This window comes from Variovorax sp. WDL1 (assembly GCF_001541225.1).
Taxonomy (GTDB): domain Bacteria; phylum Pseudomonadota; class Gammaproteobacteria; order Burkholderiales; family Burkholderiaceae_C; genus Variovorax.
The window spans coordinates 38,771-55,649 of sequence record NZ_LMTS01000218.1; the positions used below are offsets into that span (position 1 = coordinate 38,771).

At 68.9% G+C, this 16,879-nt stretch carries 15 protein-coding genes and 2 pseudogenes; 11 read left to right on the top strand and 6 right to left on the bottom strand.

What is annotated here, in order from left to right:
• The first annotated feature begins 14 nt into the window (after positions 1 to 14).
• Positions 15 to 1,353 (top strand): annotated as a pseudogene (chrA, locus tag APY03_RS27210) (chromate efflux transporter).
• 24 nt (positions 1,354 to 1,377) lie between these two features.
• Here chrA and APY03_RS27215 read toward each other — a convergent pair.
• From APY03_RS27215 to hisC, 3 genes are all read right to left on the bottom strand, one after another.
• Entirely contained in the window at positions 1,378 to 2,574 is a 1,197-nt protein-coding gene (locus APY03_RS27215; protein ID WP_068681774.1) for a CaiB/BaiF CoA transferase family protein, read from the bottom strand.
• Entirely contained in the window at positions 2,567 to 3,499 is a 933-nt protein-coding gene (locus APY03_RS27220; RefSeq protein WP_068681777.1) for a hydroxymethylglutaryl-CoA lyase, read from the bottom strand. The genes APY03_RS27215 and APY03_RS27220 overlap by 8 nt, the downstream gene beginning before the upstream one ends.
• A gap of 197 nt (positions 3,500 to 3,696) precedes the next feature.
• Positions 3,697 to 4,692 carry a histidinol-phosphate transaminase gene (gene hisC / locus APY03_RS27225; RefSeq protein ID WP_068681779.1) on the bottom strand — a complete coding sequence of 332 codons (996 nt, stop codon included), beginning with the start codon at positions 4,690 to 4,692 and terminating at the stop codon, positions 3,697 to 3,699.
• Between the two features lie 215 nt (positions 4,693 to 4,907).
• Between hisC and APY03_RS27230 the strand changes: the two genes are divergently transcribed.
• Positions 4,908 to 7,085, top strand: a complete 2,178-nt coding sequence (locus tag APY03_RS27230; RefSeq protein WP_068681781.1) for a malate synthase G — start codon at positions 4,908 to 4,910, stop codon at positions 7,083 to 7,085.
• Between the two features lie 5 nt (positions 7,086 to 7,090).
• The gene (locus APY03_RS27235) at positions 7,091 to 7,504 is read left to right on the top strand and encodes a PaaI family thioesterase (protein ID WP_068681783.1); all 414 of its coding nucleotides are present in this window, start codon (positions 7,091 to 7,093) and stop codon (positions 7,502 to 7,504) included.
• Between the two features lie 52 nt (positions 7,505 to 7,556).
• Here the strand turns inward: APY03_RS27235 and APY03_RS27240 are convergent, their stop codons facing one another.
• Positions 7,557 to 8,327 (bottom strand): ProQ/FINO family protein, encoded by a 771-nt coding sequence (locus tag APY03_RS27240; RefSeq protein WP_068681785.1) that lies wholly within the window; start codon positions 8,325 to 8,327, stop codon positions 7,557 to 7,559.
• A gap of 230 nt (positions 8,328 to 8,557) precedes the next feature.
• Here APY03_RS27240 and APY03_RS27245 point away from each other — a divergent pair, with 230 nt between their 5' ends.
• Complete coding sequence (locus APY03_RS27245; protein WP_068681787.1) at positions 8,558 to 8,893, top strand: hypothetical protein; 336 nt, start codon at positions 8,558 to 8,560, stop codon at positions 8,891 to 8,893.
• An 11-nt stretch (positions 8,894 to 8,904) separates the two neighbouring features.
• Complete coding sequence (locus APY03_RS27250; protein WP_068681846.1) at positions 8,905 to 9,561, top strand: hypothetical protein; 657 nt, start codon at positions 8,905 to 8,907, stop codon at positions 9,559 to 9,561.
• Positions 9,562 to 9,567: 6 nt separating this feature from the next.
• Here APY03_RS27250 and APY03_RS27255 read toward each other — a convergent pair whose 3' ends face one another.
• Positions 9,568 to 10,500, bottom strand: coding sequence for a LysR substrate-binding domain-containing protein (locus APY03_RS27255; protein ID WP_068681789.1), 933 nt, complete (start codon positions 10,498 to 10,500; stop codon positions 9,568 to 9,570).
• An 83-nt stretch (positions 10,501 to 10,583) separates the two neighbouring features.
• Between APY03_RS27255 and APY03_RS27260 the strand changes: the two genes are divergently transcribed.
• From APY03_RS27260 to APY03_RS27270, 3 genes are all read left to right on the top strand, one after another.
• On the top strand, positions 10,584 to 10,895 hold the full coding sequence (locus APY03_RS27260; protein ID WP_068681791.1) for a DUF2917 domain-containing protein: 312 nt from the start codon (positions 10,584 to 10,586) through the stop codon (positions 10,893 to 10,895).
• A gap of 126 nt (positions 10,896 to 11,021) precedes the next feature.
• Positions 11,022 to 12,200: an acetyl-CoA C-acetyltransferase gene (locus tag APY03_RS27265; protein ID WP_068681793.1), complete on the top strand. Its 1,179-nt coding sequence runs from the start codon at positions 11,022 to 11,024 to the stop codon at positions 12,198 to 12,200.
• 13 nt (positions 12,201 to 12,213) lie between these two features.
• The gene (locus APY03_RS27270; RefSeq protein ID WP_068681795.1) at positions 12,214 to 13,377 is read left to right on the top strand and encodes an acyl-CoA dehydrogenase family protein; all 1,164 of its coding nucleotides are present in this window, start codon (positions 12,214 to 12,216) and stop codon (positions 13,375 to 13,377) included.
• On the opposite strand, the gene APY03_RS27275 is transcribed toward APY03_RS27270, so the two are convergent.
• Positions 13,363 to 14,322: a LysR family transcriptional regulator gene (locus APY03_RS27275; protein WP_162487133.1), complete on the bottom strand. Its 960-nt coding sequence runs from the start codon at positions 14,320 to 14,322 to the stop codon at positions 13,363 to 13,365. The two genes, APY03_RS27270 and APY03_RS27275, sit on opposite strands and share 15 nt — an antisense overlap.
• 126 nt (positions 14,323 to 14,448) lie before the next feature.
• Here APY03_RS27275 and APY03_RS40660 point away from each other — a divergent pair, with 126 nt between their 5' ends.
• The 3 genes and pseudogenes from APY03_RS40660 to APY03_RS44610 form a co-directional block, all read left to right on the top strand.
• Complete coding sequence (locus tag APY03_RS40660) at positions 14,449 to 15,456, top strand: isopenicillin N synthase family dioxygenase (protein WP_162487134.1); 1,008 nt, start codon at positions 14,449 to 14,451, stop codon at positions 15,454 to 15,456.
• Positions 15,457 to 15,494: 38 nt separating this feature from the next.
• Entirely contained in the window at positions 15,495 to 16,514 is a 1,020-nt protein-coding gene (locus APY03_RS27285) for a Bug family tripartite tricarboxylate transporter substrate binding protein (protein ID WP_083944586.1), read from the top strand.
• Between the two features lie 129 nt (positions 16,515 to 16,643).
• A pseudogene (locus APY03_RS44610) lies at positions 16,644 to 16,879 on the top strand (diphosphate--fructose-6-phosphate 1-phosphotransferase); the annotation flags it as partial.

Genomic DNA, 16,879 nt, shown 5'->3' on the forward strand with positions numbered 1-16,879 from the left:
CCGCCCCCGACAAGATGGGCGAAGCGGTCGCCGCGCCCGCCCTCGCCAGCTTCGCCGAGGCCTTCCGCTTCTGGCTCAAGCTCGGCTTCATCAGCTTCGGCGGGCCAGCCGGGCAGATCGCGATCATGCACCGAGCTTGTCGAGCGGCGCCGCTGGATCAGCGAGAAGCGCTTCCTCCACGCGCTGAACTACTGCATGCTCCTGCCCGGCCCCGAGGCGCAGCAGCTGGCCACCTACATCGGCTGGTTGATGCACCGGACGTGGGGCGGCATCGTCGCAGGCGCCCTGTTCGTGCTGCCCTCGCTGTTCATCCTGATCGCGCTGTCATGGATCTACCTGCGCTTCGGAGACGTGCCGGCGGTGGCCGGTCTCTTCTACGGCATCAAGCCGGCCGTCACCGCGCTGGTGCTGCACGCGGCACACCGCATCGGCACGCGGGCGCTGCGCAACCCTTGGATGTGGGGCATTGCGGCAGCGGCCTTCGTCGCCATCTTTGCCTTCGACACGCCCTTTCCGGCCATCGTCCTCGGGGCCGGGCTGATCGGCCACTTCGGGGCGCGCCGCGCACCGGCGGTGTTCGCGCTCGGCGGCGGCCATGGTGGCGCGCAGCACCGCTACGGTCCGGCGCTGATCGACGACGACACGCCGACGCCGCCGCACGCGCGCTTCTCGCGCGGCCGGCTGGCGAGGCTGCTGGCTGTCGGGCTGGGCATCTGGACACTGGCGATGGGCGCCCTGGTCGCCACGCAAGGCCTGCACGGCACGCTGACGCAGATGGGCTGGTTCTTCACGAAGGCGGCGCTGCTGACTTTCGGCGGCGCCTACGCGGTGCTGCCCTATGTCTACCAGGGCGCAGTCGAGCAGCACCACTGGCTATCGGGCGCGCAGATGATCGACGGCCTGGCCCTGGGCGAGACGACACCGGGCCCGCTGATCATGGTGGTGGCCTTCGTGGGCTTCGTCGGCGGCTGGCTGCGGCAGGTGCTCGGCCCGGAGGCGCTCTTTCTCGGCGGGGCGCTGGCGGCCACGGTGGTCACCTTCTTCACCTTCCTGCCTTCCTTCGTCTTCATCCTGGCTGGCGGACCCCTCGTCGAGGCCACGCACGGCAAGCTCGGCTTCACCGCGCCGCTGTCGGCGATCACCGCGGCGGTGGTGGGCGTGATCCTCAACCTGGCGCTGTTCTTCGCCTACCACGTGCTCTGGCCGGAGGGCTTCACCGGCCGCTTCGACTGGATGTCGGCAATCATCGCAGTCGCCGCGGCCTTCGCCCTCTTCCGCTTCAAGATTGGCGTGATGCCGCTCCTCGGCGCCTGTGCACTCGTCGGACTCGCCGTCGCGCTGGGAAGGGGCTGAACGCGCTAAGGATGTCCGCTCTGCTCAGTCGCCCGCAGCAATGCCCCGCTGCTTGAGTGCCGCGATGTCGGCGTCGCTGTACCCGACCTCGCGCAGCAGCGCATCCGTGTGCTCGCCGAGCAGCGGCGGCTGCAGCCGGATGCCCGGCCGCTCGCTGCCCAGAGTGAAGGGCATCAGCGGCACCTTCGACTCGCTGCCGTCGTTCATGCGCACCGGCGCCAGCCCACCGGTGGCATTGAGGTGCGGGTCGTCGAAGAGCTCGTGCGGCTTGACGATGGGGGCGAAGGGCAGCTCGTTCTTCTCGAACACGGCGCTGAGCTCGGCCGCGCTGTAGCCGGCGAGGTGCGAGCGCAGGAGGGGCATCATCCAGTCGCGCGCGAGCACGCGGTCGTTGTTGGTCTTCAGGCGCGGATCGGCCAGCATGTCCTCCAGGCCGAAGGCCTTGCAGAAGATGCCCCACTGCTTGTCGCTGACCGCCGCCAGGAAGATCTGTTCGCCGTCCTTCACGGTGAAGACGTCGTACACGCCCCAGGCCGAGATGCGGCTGGGCATCGGATCGGCTGGCTTGCCGGTGGCCGCGAACTGCATCATGTGCTGCGCGACGAGGAAGATGTTGTTCTCGAACAGCGCCGACTGCACCTCGCAGCCCTCGCCGGTCTGCTCGCGCTGGCGCAGCGCCGCCATCGCGCCGATGGCGCCGAACATGCCGCCCATGATGTCGTTGACGCTGGTGCCTGCGCGCAACGGGTCACCGATGCGGCCTGTCATGTAGGCCAGGCCGCCCATCATCTGCACCACTTCGTCGAGCGCGGTGCGATGGTCGTAGGGGCCGGGCAGGAAGCCCTTGTGGCTCACGTAGATGAGGCGCGGGTGGAGCTTCTTCAGGCTCTCGTAGTCCAGGCCCAGCTTCTTCATGGTGCCGGGCTTGAAGTTCTCGCTCACGATATCGGCGCTGGCGATCAGGCGCAGCGCGGCCTCGATGCCCTCGGGCTTCTTGAGGTCGAGCGCGATGCTCTTCTTGTTGCGGTTGAAGGTCGGGAAGAAGCCGGCGCCGGAGCCCAGCAGGCGCCGCGTGGAGTCGCCCTCGACGGGCTCGACCTTGATGACCTCGGCACCGAGGTCGCCCATCATCATGCCGCAGGTAGGGCCCATCACCATGTGGGTGAACTCGACGACGCGGACGCCTGCGTAGGGCAGTTGCTTCTCTGTGTTGTCAGGCATGTTCGGTTCCCTGGACGAAGCCCTTGGGCAGGCCGGCCTCGGGCGTCATGCCGTAGACCGGCTCGCCCGGCAGGCCGGCGACGAGTGGCGCGCGCGCCGCGATGAGCTTGCCGATGTCGATGCCGGTGGCGACGCCCATGGCCTCGAACATGAAGACCAGGTCCTCGGTCACCACGTTGCCCGACGCGCCAGGCGCATAGGGGCAGCCGCCCAGGCCGCCGAGCGAGGCATCGAAGGTGCGCACGCCCTCCTCGAAGGCCGCGAGGCAGTTGGCCAGGCCCAGCCCGCGGGTGTTGTGCATGTGGGCCGCGCCGGCCTTGCCGCCGAGCTCGGCGCGCAGGCGCCTGAAGAGGCGGCGGACCTGGGCCGGATTGGCGTAGCCGACGGTGTCGGACAGGCCCGATTCGTCTGCACCCGCTGCCACGCACTGCACCGCGAGGCGGATGACCTCGTCTTCCGGCACCTCGCCCTGCAGCGTGCAGCCGAAGGCGGTGGAGATGCCGGCCTCGAGCTTCACGTGGGGCGCGATCTCGCGGCGCAGCGCGGCGATGGCGCGGACCTCCTCGACCATTTCCTCGCGCGTCTTGCGCACGTTGGCCAGCGAATGCGCAGCGCTGGCCGACACCGGCATGGTGAGCTTGTGGACGCCGGCCGCGAGCGCGGCCTCCGCGCCCTTGCGGTTGGGCACCAGCGCCATGACGGTGAGCCCGGGCAGCGTGATCGCGTGGCGCACCACCTCGGCGGCATCGGCCATCTGCGGCAGCAGGCGGGCCGGGACGAAGGAGGCAACCTCGATCTCGCGCACGCCGGCCGCGTGGAGCGCGTCGATCCACCGCAGCTTGTCCGCGGTCGGCATCGTCGCCTTGACGGACTGCAGTCCGTCGCGCGGGCCGACCTCGCTGATCAGCACATCGGGACTTGTCATCGGGGGCTTGTCTCCTGGAGCGGCATTTGCAAGCCCTATGGGCCTTGCTTGACAGGCCTATCGTACAGAACCAGGCCGCGCGGGCGGCGCCGCCTGCGTCCCCTCGTCCTTCACGCGAGAGGAGGATCCATGACGCCATGCAGGCCGCTGCACGCGACACATCGGCTTGCGTGCACGCAGGTCGACCTCCAGGCAGTTCACCGCGCCGGCGCCTGATCCCTTAGCGCAACCAACACCGCCTCGTTCTGCTCCGGCAGCCCCACGGTAATGCGCAGCCACTGCGGCAGGCCGTAGCCGTCGAGCAGCGCCACATCGACACCGGCGGCAAGCAGGCGCGCATGCACGGTGCGCCCCTCTCCGACGTGCACCATCACGAAGTTGCCCGCGGAGGGGAGCGAGCCGAGCCGCAGCTCGTGCAGCCCTGCCTCGAGCCGCATCCGACCGGCGGCGTTGAGTTGGTAGCTGCGCGCCAGGAAGGCCTCGTCGGCCAGCGCCGCCACCGCCGCAGCCTGCGCCGGCGTGCTGACGTTGAAGCGCGGCCGCTGCGCAGTCAGGCGCGCCGCCAGCGCGTGCTGCGCGACGCCATAGCCGATGCGCAGGCCCGCCAGCCCGTAGGCCTTGGAGAAGGTGCGCGCGACGATGAGGTTCGGGAAGCGCCGCACCCAGGCGATGCTGTCGTAGCGCTGCGCCGGCGCGAGGTACTCCCCGTAAGCCTCGTCGAGCAGCACCGTCGCTTGCGATGGCACCGATTCCAGGAAGGCGAGCAGCGGCCCGGCCTCGATGAAGCTGCCGGTGGGGTTGTTGGGATTGGCGACGAAGACCAGCCGCGTGTCCTCGCCGATGGCGGCGCGCATGGCGTCAAGGTCGTGGCCGAAGTCCCGCGCCGGTACCACGGTGCTGCGCGCGTGGGCGTGCGCGGCAGCCTGCCCGTAGACCACGAAGCCGTACTGCGAATAGACGACATGCTCGCCCGGCTTGACGCAGACCTGGGCCGCGAGTTCGAGGATCTCGCTGGAGCCGCTGCCCAGCACCAGCCAGTCGGCCGGCACGTCGAGCCGCGCCGACAGCGCATGCTTGAGCGCGGTGCCGTTGCTGTCGGGGTAGTGGCCTGCGCCCTGGAGTGCTGCCGCGGCGGCGCGCCGGGCGGACTCGGGCATGCCGAGCGGGTTTTCATTGGAGGCCAGGAGGATCATCGCGAGGGCCGGTACCTGTTTGAGAGGTGAATGTATGGACCCTTTGCAGCCTGCCTATCAGGGCCTACCCTCTGCATGTGGTTGGCCCACCTCGGCGCGCGATTACCTTCACTTTGGTCATTGATCAATCACACTTGCGGCTCTTACTCGCCAACCAGGTATCGAATAAAGTCGTCGACTGCATTTTTCCGTCTTGATTCAAGGAGTAGCTCACCATGACCGCCCGCACGACCGTCCACGGCCTCCAGGTCGCCACCGAACTCCATCGCTTCATCGAAGACCGGGTGCTGCCGGCCACCGGCGTCGCCAGCGAGGTTTTCTGGAAGGGCTTCGACGCCATCGTCGGCGATCTCGCGCCCAAGAACATCGCGCTCCTGGCCGAGCGCGACCGCCTGCAGTCCGAGATGGACGCCTGGCACCAGGCCCATCCCGGCCCGATCGCCGACATGCCGGCTTACCGCGCCTTCCTCGAGAAGATCGGCTATTTGCTGCCGCAGCCCAAGGGTGCGAAGGCCACCACCACCAACGTCGACGCCGAGCTCGCGCTGCAGGCCGGCCCGCAGCTGGTGGTGCCGATCCTCAACGCCCGCTATGCGCTGAACGCCGCGAACGCGCGCTGGGGCTCGCTCTACGACGCGCTCTACGGCACCGACGCCATTCCCGAGACCGACGGCGCGGAGAAGGGCCAGGGCTACAACCCGGTGCGCGGCGCGAAGGTGATCGCCTTCGCGCGCGAAGTGCTGGACCAGGCCGCGCCGCTGGCCAACGGCTCGCACAAGAACGCGACCGGCTACGCGGTCAAGGACGGCCAGCTGATGGTCGCGCTGCAAAGCAGCAGCACGCCGCTGGCGGACCCCTCGCAGTTCGTGGGCTACCAGGGCGATGCGGCGGCGCCGGGCTCGGTGCTGCTCAAGCACAACGGCATCCACCTCGACATCCGGATCGACCGCAACACGCCGATCGGCAAGACCGACCCGGCCGGCATCAGCGACGTGGTGCTCGAGGCGGCGCTGTCCACCATCCTCGACCTCGAGGACTCCGTGGCGGTGGTCGATGCCGAGGACAAGGTGCTCGCCTATTCGAACTGGCTCGGCATCCTCCAGGGCACGCTGACCGAGGAAGTCGAGAAGGGCGGCAAGACCTTCACCCGCGGCCTGAACCCGGACCGCGAGTACGCCGGGGCCGACGGCAAGCCGGTCAGGCTGCACGGCCGCTCGCTGATGTTCGTGCGCAACGTCGGCCACCTGATGACCAACCCGGCGATCCTCTATGGCGAGGGCAAGGAGATCCCCGAGGGGATCATGGACGCGGTGATCACCACCACCATCGCCACCATCGACCTGAAGCGCAAGGGCAACTCGCGCACCGGCAGCGTCTACATCGTGAAGCCCAAGATGCACGGCCCCGCCGAGGTGGCCTTCGCGAGCGAGCTGTTCGGCCGCGTCGAGCAGATGCTGGGCCTGCCTGCCAACACGGTGAAGCTGGGCATCATGGACGAGGAGCGCCGCACCAGCGTCAACCTGAAGGCCTGCATTGCCGAGGCGGCGGGCCGGGTGGCCTTCATCAACACCGGCTTCCTGGACCGCACCGGTGACGAGATGCACACCGCGATGCGCGCCGGCCCGATGCTGCGCAAGGGCGACATGAAGACCACGCCCTGGATCCAGGCCTACGAGAAGAACAACGTGCTGGTGGGCCTCTCGTGCGGCCTGCGCGGCAAGGCGCAGATCGGCAAGGGCATGTGGGCCATGCCCGACCTGATGGCCGCGATGCTGGAGCAGAAGATCGGCCACCCCAAGGCCGGCGCCAACACCGCCTGGGTTCCCTCGCCCACCGCCGCCACGCTGCATGCGCTGCACTACCACCGCGTGAACGTGGCCGAGGTCCAGAAGGAACTCGAGAAGATCGACGCCGATGCCGAGCGCGACAACATCCTGGCCGACCTGCTGAAGGTGCCGGTCGCGCCAGAGGCGAAGTGGTCGGCGGCCGAACGCCAGCAGGAGCTGGACAACAACGTGCAGGGCATCCTCGGCTACGTGGTGCGCTGGATCGACCAGGGCGTGGGCTGCTCCAAGGTGCCCGACATCCACAACGTGGGGTTGATGGAAGACCGCGCGACCCTGCGCATCTCGAGCCAGCACATCGCCAACTGGCTGCTGCATGGGGTGGTGACGAAGGAAGAAGTCGACGCCACCTTCCAGCGCATGGCCGCGGTGGTCGACGAGCAGAACGCCGGCGATCCGCTCTACCAGAAGATGGCGGGCAACTTCGGCACCTCGGCAGCGTACAAGGCTGCGCAGGACCTGGTGTTCAAGGGCGTGGAGCAGCCGAGCGGGTACACCGAGCCGCTGCTGCATGCGTGGCGGCTGAAGGTGAAGGCGGGGCAGGCCTGAACGACATGCCAGCCTCCAAGGAAGAAATCGCAGCATTCATTGCACGCGAGTTTCCGCAGACGAAGTGCGCCGTCCTGGAAGCCGGCAATGCCGGCGCGACTGTCGCGCACGAGGTGGGGCCCGCCGAACTGCGGCCCGGCGGCACGGTCTCCGGGCCCGTCCTCATGGCCACGGCCGATGTGGCGCTCTACGTGGCGATCCTCGGTGAAATCGGCATCGTTCCCTTGACGGTGACCACCAGCCTGAACATCAACTTCCTTCGCAAGCCGGAGGCAGGGGCGCGCGTCATCGGCATCTGCAAGCTCATCAAGCTGGGTCGCTCACTGGCGGTCGGCGAGGTCAGCCTTTACTCGGAGGGGCGCAGCGAAGTCGTTGCGCATGCCGTGGGGACGTATTCGATCCCGCGGCAGGCAGCATAGCCCCGGGATCCAAGAGCCGGTGCCCCATGCCCCCTCTCGAAGGGAGAGGGCGTCAGGTGGGGTCCGAAGGCTCGGTGCGCGCCCGCCCAGCGGCCAGCGTTCGCTTCACTTCCCCCGGATCCATCCCGTACATCTCCGCGAACTCGGCGAGGCTGCGCCCGCTGGCCTCGAAGGCCCGGCGCAGCGCCTCGCGCTTGGCATTGCGCGCGCCCAGTTCGGCGAAGGCCTCGTCGAGCACCGCGTTGGCGGTCTCGTCGTTGCTGCGCACGACGAGCATGTAGTCTTCGCGCGAGAGGCCCGAGGCCTCGATGGCGGCCATCAAGCGCGTGCGCAACTGCGCGCGCAGGTCCTCGCCGCTGCGCGCCTTGCGCCTGCGGAACACTTCGAGGATGGCGTGATGCACATGCTCGGGTGCGACAGGCTCCACGGGCACGCCGCTCAGGTCGTGACGCTGCTTGCCCGAAGCCACGGCCTCCAGGTAGCGGGTGGAGCGCGCATGCAGGCCCAGCGCGACCTTCAGGTCCTCGCGCTTGAACTCATCGGCGTGCGCCGCAAGGAGGTCCTCGAACACGCCGAGCTTCAGCGGAAGGAAGCGGGCGCCGAACAGGCCGGGGTAGAGCTCGAAAAGGCGCTCGAGCACGGGATGGGTCTTGCGCGGATGCGCGGGCTGCTTGCCCTGCGGCGGCTGCTGCGCCTGCGCCCTCTGCTGCGCAGCGCCGGCGCGCCGGTGCTTCTTGCGGCCGGCCGGCGCGTTGGGTTCGTTCTTCGGCTGCGAGGGCTGCGGCGAAGGGGCGGTAGCGGTATCTGATGTGTTCGAGGTCATGGATGTCGGGCCCTCCCAGGCCCATGGCGCATGAAACGGCGCGGACCCGAACTGTAATGCCGCGGGGAGATGCTTCGCCACACGGCCGCCATGGCCTGCCGCGTGCCGCCTCCTCGTCCTACAGCCATGCGCGCGCCATACCGACCCGGACCGGGAACCATGTGTTTACGTTGCAAGCACTGGAATCCGGATCCCAGTCACAACCATTCCACCCTTCAAGGAGATAACTCATGACGTCCACCTCGTTTCCCAAAGTGCTGAAAGTCACCGCCGCCGCCTTCGCCATTGCCGGGGCTGCAGGTCTCGCAGTCGCGCAGGGCAACCCGCCGACCACCAGCTCGCCCAATCCTGCAACTGGCGCGGGCCAGCAGGCGCAAGGCACGCAGGGTACTCAGGGCAGTACTCCCATGGGCACGACCGGCACGCCTGCCGCACAGGGCTCCGGGACGATGAGTTCCGGCCCCGCGGCCAGCGGCAGCACCTCGGGCAGCGGGACGATGTCTTCGACCGATACGACGACACCGAGGTCCGACAACATGCGCGTGGCGCGCGCTGACCGCAACTGATCGTGCGCCGCATGTCGCCGACCTTGCCGACCCTGCCGGGCGCAGCGCCCGGCTTTCTCGGGCTGGTCCTGGTCGCTGCCGCGCTGGCGCTCCCCGTGCCGGCGCGGGCGCAGGGCGAGATCGAGAGCCTGGTCCAGTGGGTGCGAGCGACCGGCGACAACCAGGGCGCGGCCTTCGCCGTCGTCGACAAGAAGGGCGCGCGCGTTCACCTCTTCGATGCGGGTGGCAAGGAGCGGGCTTCTGCGCCCATTCTTATCGGCTTGGCGCGCGGCGACGATTCCGTACCCGGGATCGGCGAGCGCCCCATGGCCCAGATCCGGCCCGAGGAACGCACGACGCCAGCCGGTCGGTTCGCCAGCGAGCCTGGCCGCAACCTGAAGGGCGAGGACATCGTGTGGGTCGACTACGACGCAGCGGTCTCGATGCATCGCGTGCGTGCCACCAACCCGGCGGAGCGCCGCCTGGAGCGGCTCGCCACACCCGGCGTCGAGGACAACCGAATTTCTTACGGGTGCATCAATGTGCCGGCGGCCTTCTACGATGCGCACGTGAAGCCCACGCTCGGCGCCCATCGCGGCGTCGTCTACGTGCTGCCGGAGACGAGGCCGCTCGCAGCGGTGTTCGGCCTGGGCACGCGGGTCGCCGCGACGCCGGCTGCGCAGCGCTGAAACCGATCAGGCGCGCTGCGCCGCCTCGGCCTCGGAACGCAGCCACCGGATGAAGTCCTGGGCATCCGCGTTCTGTGCGGCGCGGCGTGCGCTGTCGATGAAGTAGGCGCGGCGCGAGGCCACATCCGTGCCGAACGGCGCCACGAGACTGCCTTTCTCCACCAGTTCGCGCAGCAACGGCAAGCGTCCGATCACCACACCCTGGCCGGCCACGGCCGCGGCAACGGCGTCGGTGTACAGGGTGAAGCGCAGGGAGTTCTTCATGCGCAGGTCGGTCAGCCCCATCACCTGGAGCCAAGGCTCCCAGTCGACCGTGGGGGCGTCGTTGTGCTTGGGCACGTCGATGGTCAGCAGGGTGTGGTCGACCAGATCGTCGGGCGAACGCAGTTGCTCGGCGACCTGGGGTGCGCACAGCGGTATGACGGATTCCTCGAAGAGCGCAGGGCCAGTGCCGCGCTCCAGAGGCACGAAGCGGACCGCCACGTCGATGCGGCTGCGTTCCAGGTCCAGCACCTCCAACGTGGCCGAGAGCCGCACGTCGACCCGCGGACGGTCCGCGGTGAAGCGCGCGAGCCGCGGGATCAGCCAGAAGGAGGCGAAGCCCGGCGTGCAGGTGATCGCGACCTGACGCAACATCGGCGTCGCGCGCAGCCGCGCGGTGGCGTCGCGCAGCCGCTCCAGGCTTTCGACGACGGCGCGCTGCAGCACGCCGCCGGCCTCGGTCAGCGCCAGTGCGCGATGGCGGCGCTCGAACAACAGCACGCCGAGGCTGGCCTCGAGCTGCTGGATCTGCCGGCTGACGGCGGACTGGGTCAGGAAGAGTTCGGCCGCCGCCTGCGTGAAGCTCAGCATTCGTGCCGCGGCCTCGAAGCTGCGCAACAGCTCGAGGGGCGGCAGCTCGGCGTCTGCCGGAAGGGATTTGGCATTCTCTACGCGCATGCAACGAGTTCCGTATGACCGTGTGACCACTGACCTCCGGCTCACTATATTCATTCGACAGCCGAATGCAAAAGGAGTCCGCCATGAACACCGCGCCCAACCGTTTCCACCTGAGCCTGGCCAAGCGCACCATCTTCACCTTGCCCGACGCCGCCGGCGTGGGCATCGAATGCCGCAGCGGCAGCGTTTGGGTCACGCTGGATCACGATCCGCGCGACATCGTGCTGGCGCCGGGGGAGCGGTTCGAAGGCGACCAGCACCGGCGCGTGCTGGTGTCGGCGCTGGAGCCCTCGTGCATCACCGTCTCGGGCTCGCAGCCTGCGGCGCTGCCGATGCGCAAGGAGCCCGCGCCGTCGCCTTGGCGACTCCGGCTCCACGGGATGTCCCCGGCTTGACCTCCGGTGCCCGGGCGTTGAACCATCGACGCTCGTGGCCCTGGACGCAGCGACGCCGTCACCCAGGTGACGGCGTCTTTCCTTGGTGCTCGGCCATGGCTTTTTCCTCCCGAACAAGGACACCAGATGGCAGAGGCATACATCGTGGCCGCGACGCGCACCGCCGGCGGCCGTCGCGGCGGCAGGCTGGCGGGTTGGCATCCGGCCGACCTGGCGGCACAGGTCATCGACGCACTGGTCGCGACAAGCGGCATCGACCCGGCCGCGGTGGAGGACGTGATCCTCGGGTGCGTCAGCCAGGTCGGCGAGCAGGCCAGCAACGTCGCACGCAACGCCGTGCTGGCCTCGGGCCTGCCCGAATCGGTACCGGGCACCTCGGTCGACCGGCAATGCGGCTCCTCGCAGCAGGCGCTGCATTTCGCGGCGCAGGCCGTGATGGCGGGCAGCATGGACGCGGTGATCGCGGGCGGCGTCGAGAGCATGACGCGCGTGCCCATGTTCACGCCCAACGTGCTGCCGGCCAAGGCCGGTCTCGGCAACTACATGAGCCCTGCCATGCAGCGCCGCTACCCGGGGGTGGAATTCAGCCAGTTCACCGGCGCCGAGATGATCGCGAAGAACTACGGGATCGCGAAGGAGGCGCTGGACCGCTACGCCTTCGAGACCCACCGGCGCGCGATTGCCGCCACCCGCGAGGGCGCCTTCGCCGGGGAGATCCTTCCCGTCGCGCTGCGGCTCGCCGATGGCAGTGCCTCGGGCGAGATGCACCAGGTGGACGAAGGCATCCGCTTCGACGTCACTCTGGAAGGCATCGCCGGCGTGAAGCTGATCGCCGAGGGCGGCCGCTGCACCGCCGCCACGGCCAGCCAGATCTGCGACGGCGCCAGCGGCGTGCTGGTGGTCAACGAGCGCGGGCTCAAGGCGCTGGGCATGAAGCCGCTGGCGCGCATCCACCACATGAGCGTGCTGGGCCATGACCCGGTGGTGATGCTGGAGGCACCCATTCCCGCCACGCAGCACGCGCTGCAGAAGGCCGGCATGAAGATCGAGGACATCGACCTCTACGAGATCAACGAGGCCTTCGCGCCGGTGCCCATTGCCTGGCTGAAGGCGCTGGGCGCCGACCCGGCCCGGCTCAACGTCAACGGCGGCGCGATCGCGCTGGGCCACCCGCTGGGCGCCTCCGGCACCAGGCTGATGACCACGCTGGTCCACGCGCTGGGCCAGCGCGGCAAGCGCTTCGGGCTGCAGACCATGTGCGAAGGCGGCGGGATGGCCAACGTGACGATCGTCGAGAGGCTCTGATGGCGAGAACACCATGATCGAACGCACCCTCTTCACCGCCGACCACGAGGCGTTTCGCGACAGCTTCCGCCGCTTCATGGACAAGGAGATCGCGCCCTTCCACGAGGACTGGGAAGCGCAGGGCTATGTCGACCGCCAGCTCTGGAACAAGGCGGGCGAGAACGGCTTCCTGTGCATGTCGCTGCCCGAGGAGCACGGCGGCGCGGGCGCCGACCTGCTCTATTCGGTGATCCAGTTCGAGGAGCTGTGGGCGCGCGGCTTCACCGGCGTCGGTTTCGGGCTGCACAGCGAGATCGTGGCGCCCTACCTCCTTCATTACGGCACCGAGGCGCAGAAGAAGAACTACTTGCCGAAGCTGGCCAGCGGCGAGATGGTCGGCGCCATCGCGATGAGCGAGCCCGGCGCGGGCAGCGACCTGCAGGCCGTGCGCACCGCGGCACTCAAGCAGACCGACGGCAGCTGGCGGCTCTCGGGCAGCAAGACCTTCATCACCAACGGCTGGCATGCCGACCTGGTGATCGTGGTCGCCAAGACCGACCCGGCAGGCGGCGCCAAGGGCACCAGCCTCTTCCTGGTGGAGCGCGGCATGCCGGGCTTCGAGAAGGGCCAGCGGCTGAAGAAGCTGGGCCTGAAGGCGCAGGACACCTCGGAGCTGTTCTTCAACGACGTGCACCTGCCGGCAGAGGCTCTGCTCGGCGGGCAAGCGCAGGAGAACCGCGGCTTCGTCTGCCTGATGGAGCAGCTGCCCTGGGAACGGCTGCAGATCGCGATCAGCGCGGTGGCGGCTTCGCAGGCGGCGATCGACCACACCGTCGCCTACGTGAAGGACCGCAAGGTCTTCGGCCAGGCGGTCGGCGCCTACCAGAACACGCGCTACACCCTGGCCGAGCTGCAGACCGAGGTGCAGGTGGCGCAGGTCTTCGTCGACAAGTGCATCGAGCTTCTGCTGCAGCAGAAGCTGGACACGGCCACCGCCAGCATGGCCAAGTACTGGACCACCGACCTGCAGTGCAAGGTGATGGACGAATGCGTGCAATTGCACGGCGGCTATGGCTTCATGTGGGAGTACCCGGTGACGCGCGCGTACGCCGATGCGCGGGTGCAGCGCATCTATGGCGGGACCAACGAGATCATGAAGGAAGTGATCACGCGGGCGATGGGTCTACCCGGGCGCTGAAAACAGCCCGAGGATCAGGTCGCGCAACCAGCGCTGCGCGCTCGAGACCCGCTCGGGGCCGGGCGACAGCAGCACGATTCGCACGGGATCGATCTCGAAGGGCGGCGGCTGCAGCACGATGGCGCCGCCCGCACTCCCTTCGAGGTCGGAAAACACGCCTCGCGCGAGCGTGGCCACCAGGCCCGAACCCTCCAGCATCGCGGGCACGCGCAGGAAGCTCGGAACGATGCAGCGGATGTCGCGCCGGTGTCCGGCGGCCTTGAGCACCGCATCCACGGCGCTGTATTCGCCCTGCCCCACTGCGACGCGCAGGTGGGGTGCCGCGAGATAGGCAGGCAGGCCCATGCCGGCGCCGTGCGCGCGCCGCGAAAACGCCACCACGTAGGGATCGGCCAGCAGCTCGTCGCACTTGAGGGCGGCATCGGCCAGGACCGGATTGCCGACGATCGCCATGTCGACCGCGTCGCCGAGCAGCATGCCCTCGGCAGCGTAGCGGTCGATGGCGCGCACGGTCAGGCGCACGCTGGGCGCGCGCCGCTCCAGGGCCATCCACAGGCGCGGGGAGAAGACCCGCTCGGCGTAATCGGTCATGCCGATGCGCAGCTCGAAGCTGTCGTGCAGCGGGTCGAAGAGCCTGCGTTCCTCGTGCAGGGAGTCGATCAATGCGACGGCCGACTGGATCGTGGGATGAAGCTGCTGCGCGACCTGTGTGGGCCACATCTCGCCGCCGCGCAGCACGAAGAGCTCGTCACGCAGCAGCTCGCGCAGGCGGGACAACGAATGGCTCAGCGCCGACTGGCTGCGGCCCAGGCGCTGCGCGGCCAGCGTGACCTGGCGCTCCTCGTAGATGGAGAGAAAGGCGAGCAGGTGCTGGATCTCGACGCCGAAGGGCCGGCCCCGCAGCGAGCGCTGGTGCGAAGCCGGCGCGCCATTCATCGGTTTCATACTGGGTTTCATCCATATTCATGCCGAGGGGCCTGCACGGTGCGCCAGGCGCGGATCGCGCCACTAGGATCGATTGCGCAGGCGCACAGGCGCCGCCATTCTCGATCCAACTCAGGAGACCTCTGCATGAGCCTCGTCATGGAAAGCAGCATCCAAGCCATCCCGGTGATCGACATCCAGCCCTTCTCCCGCGGCTCCCCCGAGGGCCGGCGCGAAGTGGCGGCTGCGGTGCAACAGGCCTGCGAAGGCCTCGGCTTCCTGGTCGTGACCGGCCACGGCGTGCCGGAGACCGTGACCGACGCCTTGTACGGCGAGGCGATCGCCTTCTTCGACCTGCCGCTGGAGGAGAAGAACCGCATCCGCAAGCCCGCCGGCACGGCCTACAAGGGCTATGGCGCGATGGGCGTGAAGACGATCGGCAAGCACATCGATCCGACGCTCAAGCCTTCGCTGCACGAAAGCTTCGCCATCGGCCCGCTGGACGTGAGCGACGACCCCTACTACACGCGCCCGGAGGCCGGCAACAACTTCATGCCCAACCTCTGGCCCGAGCGCCCCGCGGCATTGCGCCCGGCGATGACGGCCTACTACCGTGAGATGGAACGGCTGTCCGCCGAGATCCTGCGCATCTTCGCGCAGGTGCTGGACCTCGACCCCGGCTACTTCGCATCGCGCATCGACCGCCACACCAGCATCCTGCGCACGATCCACTACCCGGCACTCGAGCGCCCCCCGGAGAAGGGCGAGGAGCGCTCGGGCGCGCATTCCGACACGACGGCGATCACGGTGCTGAAGATCGACGACGCGCCCGGCGGCCTGCAGGTGAGGCTGCCCGACGGAGGCTGGCTCGACGTGCCGAAGATCCCCGGTGCCTTCGTGATCAACATCGGCGACATCATGATGCGGTGGACGAACGATCGCTTCGTCTCGACGATGCACCGCGTGGTGAACCCGCCCGAAGGCATGGGCACGCGTGCGCGCCGGCTCTCGATCCCCTACTTCTGCATGCCCAACTACGACGCACTCATCGAGTGCATCCCGAGCTGCATCGGCGACGGCGCCCGCTACAGCCCGATCGCCTCCGGCAAGCTGCTGGCCGACCGCTACGCGGCGACCTACGCGAGCGACAAGTAGCCTCACGTCCTGCCCCCTGCCTATCTGGAGTTGCCGCAATGACACGTTCGATCTCTCCGGCCATGCCGGCCCGCCGCGCCTCGTGCCGAAGTCTCCTCGCCCTGGTGCTGATGACCACGGGCACGGCGACGTGGGCCCAGAGCGCGACCGCGACCGCGACCGCAACGGCGGCGGCGACGCCGATCCGCATCGTCGTGCCCTACCCCGCCGGCGGCGGCGCAGACATCGTCACACGCCGCATTGCGGAACGGGCCAAGGACATCCTGGGACAGCCCATCGTGGTGGAGAACAAGACCGGCGCGGCCACCGCCATCGGCGCGCTCGCCGTGCAGAAGGCGCCGCCCGATGGGCACACGCTGCTGCTCGCGACCTCCACCACGCTGGCAGTCAATCCCAACCTGCAGCGCAGCCTGACCTACGCACCCGACAAGCTGGTGCCCGTCGCCGCGCTCCAGGCCGTGCCCTTCATGCTCAGCGTCAATCCGCAGACGCCGATCTCCTCGCTGCGCGAGCTGCCGGCCTATGCGCAGGCGCATCCCGGCATGGTGAACTACGGCACGCTGGGCGTGGGCAGCTCCAACCACATGCTGGGCGGGCTGCTCGAGAAACGCGCGCCGGGCCTGGTGCCCATCCACTACCAGAGCTCCGGCCAGGCGATGCTGGCACTGGCTCGCGGCGACATCCACCTCTACTTCGACGGCATCTCGACCTCGGTGGCGCGCGTCAACGCCGGCGAGTTGCGCGGGCTCGCCGTGACCAGCCGCAAGCGTGTGCCCGCGGTGCCGGGCATTCCCACGGTGGAGGAGGCCGGCTTTCCGGAGCTCGGCCTGTCCATCTGGTATGGACTGGTCGCACCGGCCGGCACGCCCGACGCGGTCATCCGCCGGCTCAATGGCGCCTTCAACCAGGTGCTCGCGCAGCCCGAGGTCATCGCCTTCATGGCCGCCGACGGCACCGAGCCGATGGCCATGACGCCGGAGGCCTTCGGCACGCTGATCCGCGAGGATCGCGCGAACTGGAAGCGCACGATCGATGCACTGCAAATCCGGCTGGAGTGAGGCGCCGGGCAGCCGGTGACTCGGCCGGCCTCGCGCAAGCCCGGGGCCTGCGCGAGAATGCCATTGCCGTCGCACGCAGGCCTGCTGCGGCGCTCGCCTTGCAAATGGCTGGATTCCAGGAGTCGCACCATGCCCCTCAATGCCTTCTATGCCCAATCCGGCGGCGTCACCTCGGTGATCAACGCATCGGCGGCCGGCGTGATCGAGACTGCGCGCCAGCACCCGAATCGCATCGGCACCGTCTATGCCGGGCGCAACGGCATCCTCGGCGCGCTCGCCGAGGAGCTGATCGACACCAGCCTCGAATCGGCCGAGGCCATCGCAGCGCTGCGCACCACGCCGGCGGGCGCCTTCGGCTCCTGCCG